5 protein-coding genes are annotated in these 6132 nt (G+C 61.2%); 1 reads left to right on the forward strand and 4 read right to left on the reverse strand.

What is annotated here, in order from left to right; all coding sequences use genetic code 11:
• Positions 1-269 precede the first annotated feature (269 nt).
• The 3 genes from AC1D00_RS22470 to AC1D00_RS22480 form a co-directional block, all read right to left on the reverse strand.
• A complete protein-coding gene (locus tag AC1D00_RS22470; protein WP_025575498.1) occupies positions 270-1433 on the reverse strand; it encodes a cytochrome P450 in 1164 nt (387 codons plus the stop codon).
• Between the two features lie 125 nt (positions 1434-1558).
• The gene (locus AC1D00_RS22475; protein WP_477012158.1) at positions 1559-1774 is read right to left on the reverse strand and encodes a hypothetical protein; all 216 of its coding nucleotides are present in this window, start codon (positions 1772-1774) and stop codon (positions 1559-1561) included.
• Positions 1775-1877: 103 nt separating this feature from the next.
• Positions 1878-3251: an OpgC domain-containing protein gene (locus AC1D00_RS22480; RefSeq protein ID WP_477012159.1), complete on the reverse strand. Its 1374-nt coding sequence runs from the start codon at positions 3249-3251 to the stop codon at positions 1878-1880.
• A gap of 482 nt (positions 3252-3733) precedes the next feature.
• Between AC1D00_RS22480 and AC1D00_RS22485 the strand changes: the two genes are divergently transcribed.
• Complete coding sequence (locus tag AC1D00_RS22485; RefSeq protein ID WP_135179322.1) at positions 3734-4396, forward strand: response regulator; 663 nt, start codon at positions 3734-3736, stop codon at positions 4394-4396.
• On the opposite strand, the gene AC1D00_RS22490 is transcribed toward AC1D00_RS22485, so the two are convergent.
• Positions 4391-6132 (reverse strand): MASE1 domain-containing protein (locus tag AC1D00_RS22490; protein WP_477012160.1); only part of this gene is annotated, 1742 nt, incomplete at its 5' end. The genes AC1D00_RS22485 and AC1D00_RS22490 overlap by 6 nt on opposite strands.

Here is a 6132-nt window from a genome sequence, read left to right on the forward strand (position 1 = left end):
CGTTTGACCCGTCGGGCAAGACAGGAGCATGATGGCATGATCGGCGAATGGGAGCTGTCGTGGCGCGAAGCTCCCTTCCACCTCCGCTGTCATTCCCCGCGAAGGCGGGGAATCCAGTACGCCGCGGCGTTTCCGTATCCAACGTCTGCCTCTGGAATACTGGATCGCCCGCCCCAGTGCGCAACCGCGCACAAGGCGGGCGATGACACTGGAGCTGCCGCAAGCGCGTGCCTCAATCCCGTTGCGGCGAAGCACAGACAATTTGCGCGCTATTGCCATCGCACCGGCAGGTTCTGCAGCCCACGGAACGCCCAGCCGCCGATCCGCACCGGCTCGTCATCGGCAATCTCGATCCGGCCGGCACGCGCGAACACGGTCGGCAGCGCGACGTCGGCGATCATGGCGCGCGAGGCCCAGGCGCCGGCGCAGAAATGCGGGCCGGCGCCGAACGCGACGCTCTTGGTGGTGTCACGCCGCACGTCGAACTGATCGGCGCGCTCGAAATGCTTCTCGTCGCGGTTGGCGGAGCCGAACATCAGGAACACGCGCTCATCGGTTTCGAACACGACGTCGCGGATCGACCATGGCTTTGCGATGCGCCGCGGCGACATGCCGATCGGCGAGATCCAGCGGGCGTATTCCTCGAAGGCCTGGAGCCAGGAGACTTCGCCGCGCCTGATAAGATCGAGCTGCTCGGGATGGGTCAGCAGCGCCCAGACCGTGCCGGCGATCGCCTTGCGCGGCTCGTTCTGGCCGCCCGAGATCGCGAGTTTGACATTTGCGCGAACGCTTTCCATCGGCATGCCGGAGGCGACGAGGACGCCGAGGATGCTCTGGTCCGGGTTCCTTGTGATCACCGGCAGGATGTCGTCGATCGCGGCGTCGATGCCCGACGTCGCGGCATGGCAGCGCGCCTCGACGGCGGGATCGCCGGCATAGTTGGCGATGCCTTCGATCATCCCCTGCGACCAGGCGTCCATCTCGGCAAAGCCGATATTGGTGAGGCCGGTGATCGACTTCAGGCATTCGCCCGAGAACGGCAGCGCAAAATCGCGCATGAAGTCGATCCGCCCCGGCTCGATCGCATCGATGATGCGGTCGGCATGGGCCTGGAACTGCGCCGTCCAATGCGCCTTCACCGTCTTCGGCGACACCGTCGGGAACATCGCGCGGCGCTCGACCTGGTGCGCCTCGCCGTCCTTGCGCATCATGTTGTGGCCCATCAGCCGGTTCATCAGGCCGGCGGGCTGGTGCGAGGAGAACACGTCGATCTGCTTCTCGGAGATCGAGATGTCGTCGCGGCTCGTCAGCAGCGTCGAGCCGAGCTGCGGCACGAAGGCGATCGGCGCCTCCTTGCGCATGGTCGCGAGCATCGGATAGGGGTCGGCCCAGAACGTGACAGGGTCGATGTCGATGCGCGGCGCGGTGCTCAAGCTTGGCTCTCCTGCTGTGTCCCGCCAAGCTAGCGCGTTCGGGAGCTGCCGTCTGTCCCTAGCGACAGGGACAGGGGGTGCGCGCGCGGTAGCGGGTCCGCAAGAGGGGATCCTCTGATTTCAGCTTACATTCGCAGCATGGCGTGCGGCTTTTGGTGGGTCAGCTTGCGCATGCCAGCGGAAACGGTCTCGTGTGCACCCACCGGGGTGCAGGTCGTGAATACGAGCGCAAACCGGCTGCACTGCCAGTCCGCGCCGAGCGCGGCGCTGGTGGGTGATGCCAGGTTGACCGACAGAAATGCCGCTACGCTGGCAAACATCACGTACGCCGCGATCAGCATCGCTCTCTTGTGGGTCCTTGGCTGAGACATCATGGCCTTGGCTCCTGTACGATGGCCGGGAGATGACGGGGCCGGCTCCACAGTCCCTGTCAGTCCTTGTGATCTAATCCACGTCCTGACCCACACTTTTCGCTGGTGGCCCGAAGGCGTGCGCGATTGCCGGCACTGGATCCGCGCCGCAGCCGGACTCGCGCACCGGGGCAAACAGCATCTTTAGTAGATCAACCTCGTCGGCACAGGCGAGCAACCCGGGCGGAATGTCAACGCCGAGCGCCCTGGCTGTCATGGGATTGATGACCGGCTCAAACCTGGTTGGCTGCTCGACGGCCTTCGCGTGCGGCTGCTGCCTGGGTTTGATCGCGATCAAATTCAGCAGCGTCGCCACCCCGATCATCACCAGGACGCCAGCAACACTGAGCGCGATCTGCATCGTCAGCCCCTCCGAGATGTCGAGCAGCGCCAGGTGGCTGACCAGCGTCAGCAGAACGCCAAGGCAGTAGATCGGCAGCGAATTCTGGCCACAGAGAATGGCGCCACGCATCACCGGCGTCGTCAGCCCTCGCCAATCGCGAGGCACGAGCCATGCGGCCAAAACTGCAAGGGCCAGAAAATGCAGCAGTCGCAATGGAGCGAGGTTCGATTTGTCCATCGGGTAAAACAGCGTCAGGAGTGCCTGCGGGACCAACGCTTCCGGCGCCTTGACGCTAGAGCGCAATGCGATGATGAGGCTGAACAGCAGATAGAGAACCGCGGCAACAAGCACGGTGCGCGAGGTCAGCCACGGTCGAAATCGCTTGCCCTCGATGATCCACCACGCGCCAAGCACAAGCGGCAGCTGCCAGGCCAGCGGATTGAAGAACCAGTGGCCGCTCGGCCATGCCGGGATGGTCCAGCCGAAGACGTGCACCAGTGCGTAAAGCAGCAGCGACGCGCCCAGCGTTGCGTTCGGCGCTCGCAGCAGCAGCCACAGCAGCGGCGCGAACAAGAGGTGATAAAGCACGAAGAGCGGCAAGATGTCGGTATTTACTGGGCGGTATTGCAGGATCGCCGCATGCGCGAGCGTCACGCCCGGCTGATCCAACAGAATGCGCGTATTGCTCTTGTCGGCAAGAGGACCGCCGCCTGCGAGGTGAACCACGACGGCGCAGGCGAGGGTGAGCAATAGAAATGCGACATAAATATCCCAGCTTCGCCACAGCGTCCGGCCGATCACGCCGGTCCAGCCCCCGCTCTGCCGTGCCTTGCCGTAGGACAGCGCGCAGGTCAAACCCGAAAGAAACATGAATACTTCCGCGGCATCGCTGAAGCCGTAGTTGCGCAGCGTCAGCCAACTCCCGACGTTGTTCGGGACATGGTCAAGAAAGATCCACCAGAGCGCGATGCCGCGGCAGGCATCAATGCGCAGATCGCGGCCGTAGCCGCTCAGCTCCGGCAGCGCGCCTGCGAATGGCTTCGAGGTGGCAGTTCGATCAAGCATCTGGTTCCCCGTCCGGCGTCTACGCACGTTTCGAGAGGGACCGAAACTGACGAAAGACTTCAGCCGCGCCGAACCCGGCCGCGAATTAAGGCGACGCCTGGTGGAACCTCCTGGCGCGGGAGGCTGTCGGTTGACGATTATCGTTCAACGGCACAGCGCGTAAATCAGCCGGAGGTCCTCACGGAGGGGTTCCTAGGTCCTATGATCAAGGTACCTACGGATATCCGCAGTCTGAATCCCGCGACTCCTGTGGTCCGCACTCGTTTTTTGGCGTCCCGTGACCTGATTACAATTACAGCATACAACGGCATTCAACTTCTATCTTGAGTGCCTAACCGTGAGCCGCTGGCTGGACCAGCGATGAAGAATGGACGGTTTCGGGGCCCGTCTTCCCGCCAGCCTCTTCCTCGCCAAAGACCCAAAGGCGGGTGTATGATTTCTCAAATTGGATCTCCGCGCCATGGGATGACGGAGAGCTTTTCATGAAAGTCCTTATTGTTGACGATCATGCATTGATACGCGAGGCGTTGTGCGCCGTCCTGAGACAGCTGAAGCGAGAAGCCGTCATATTTGAAGCTTCGAGCAGCCGTCAGGCGGTGGACATAGTCGAGGAACATCCCGACATCAGCCTCATCTTGCTTGATATCAATTTGCCCGACAGAGATGGCTTCTCCGTCCTCCGCGAACTGCGAGACAGTTATCCGACCATTGCTATCATCATTCTTTCGTCCTCGAATGATCAAGACACAGTCAAACGCGCTTTCAAACTCGGCGCGCTGGGTTTCATCCCTAAGACGACCGAACGCGAGGTCATGCTCAACGCCATCGAGTTGGTGTTCTCTGGCGGTATTTACATTCCCTCTGAAATTCTGGAGGAAACACCGTCTGCGCGGCTTACGAATGAACCAACGACGCCCGACTTTCTCAGGGGTCTCGGATTGACCGACCGGCAGATCGAAGTGCTTGCGCTCCTGATGAAGGGAAAAAGCAACAAGATCATTGCCAAGACGCTCAACATGGCAGTGCCGACAGTGAAAAATCACATCACGGTCGTTCTCAAGGCGCTCAGCGTGACGAGCCGCACCGAGGCAGTCATAAAGGTAGGAAAGATGGGCTGGGAATCGCCGCCGAAATCCCAGTCATGAAGCCGCCCGGGTATCCCTCCCATCGTCATGATCCATCAAGAGCTCGTGCATGACAGCGCGGAGCCGCATCGGATCGACAGGCTTGTGCAGCAAAATGTATCCTCTGTCCCTGACCTCGCGTGCTGGTTCAGGTGCCGTATCGCCGCTGATGAGAATAGCCGGAATGGACGAACCAAACGCCGCATTGATTTCTTCAATGGCTCGGATCCCGGTCTTTCCGTTCGCAAGATGATAATCCGAGATGATGAGATCGGGGCGCTGTTGGCGCTCCGCAAGTCGGATAAGTGCCGCTTCGTCGGATCCGGTGGTAAGGGCGGTGTATCCCCATCTGCCAAGCAATCCGCCCGTTCCCTCCTGGACAATTGGAGCATCGGCAATGACAAGAACGACCTTGCCTTCGACTGCAAAGGCCGCGGGGTGCGGAGGAGCGACGGGCTCAGCGGATGTGCCGCATTCATCGGCCATCGGAACCAGGATCGCGAATCGCGAACCTCGGCCCACGGTCGAAGCCAAGTCGATTGGATGGTTGAGAAGCAGGCGAAGCCTGTCGACGATAGCCAAGCCGAGCCCCATGCTGCCGTACCGGTTCCGGTCTCGGGCGGCCAGTTGAAAGAACTCGCCAAAGATATTCTGTTTCTGATCCTCGGGAATTCCGGGACCACTGTCCCATACTTCGATGCGCAACATCTGACCGCGCCGGCGACAGCCGACAATGATCCCACCCCGCAACGTATAGCGCACAGCGTTGGATACCAAATTGAGCAGTATGCGTTCGAGCAGCATGGCGTCGCTCCGCACCCAGGCGTCGCTTCGCCTGACGCGTAGACGCAAGCCCGTTTCTCGCGTTGCCTGATCAAACGTCGTCTCAATTTTTTGCAACAGGCGCGCGATCGGGAATTCGGTAATTGTGGGGATGAGGATTCCAGCATCCAGCTTGGACATATCCAGCAGCGAATTGAGCATTTCATCCATTTCCTTGCGCGTTGCATCGACCAGCTCGATCGTCCTTGTCCGTTCCCCCGATCTGAGCGGCATGCGCAGCTGGGCAATGAACAAGCCCAGTGCATGCAATGGCTGCCGCAAATCGTGGCTTGCCATGGCAAGGAAGCGCGATTTTGCTGCATTGGCGAGCTCGAGCTCCTGCGTACGCTCCGCGACCTTCCGTTCGAGTTCGACCTGCGCGCGGCGCAGACGTTTCTCCCCCCGCTTGCGGACCTCGACGTCGGCGCTCAGTAACAAGCTCGGAACCGTAATGCTGATCAGAAACATCAACACCAGCAGGAATGAAACGTTGAGGTTCGCGGTCGTGAAGGGGCCGCCGCCCGTGAGCGTCCCCCAGACCGTGATGCCTGCAAGCACCAGCGCAACCGTTGCGGTGTCACGTGGGCCGCGGCGCAGCGCCGCCCACAACATCGGCAGGATCGCGAGAAAACCCAGTGGATCTCTGCCCGGCGTTTGCTCGATCAGGGGACTGAAAGCAATGAGTCCAACGGCCGCCGCTGTTGCGAGGACGCCGACCGTCTCCAAACAATCATCGCGGTTGAAAGCATGATCGTTGCTTGATGCCCAAAGCACGATGACGGGGGCAATGACCAGCGCCCCGGTCACGTCTCCCAGCCACCATGTGACCCAGGCGTCTGTAAAATTTGTCCGATCGATGTACCCGGCGGTCGCCAGGCTGGTCAGTCCAATGCTGGCGCTGATCGGCGTCGCGATCACGATGCAGATCAGCGCAA

Source organism: Bradyrhizobium sp. P2_E8 (assembly GCF_056403875.1).

What these genes read in the sequence shown, in the direction of transcription:
- AC1D00_RS22480 (WP_477012159.1), bottom strand. Translation starts at nt 3,251, where the DNA reads ATGCTTGATCGAACTGCCACCTCGAAGCCATTCGCAGGCGCGCTGCCG.
- AC1D00_RS22485 (WP_135179322.1), top strand. Translation starts at nt 3,734, where the DNA reads ATGAAAGTCCTTATTGTTGACGATCATGCATTGATACGCGAGGCGTTG.
- AC1D00_RS22475 (WP_477012158.1), bottom strand. Translation starts at nt 1,774, where the DNA reads ATGCTGATCGCGGCGTACGTGATGTTTGCCAGCGTAGCGGCATTTCTG.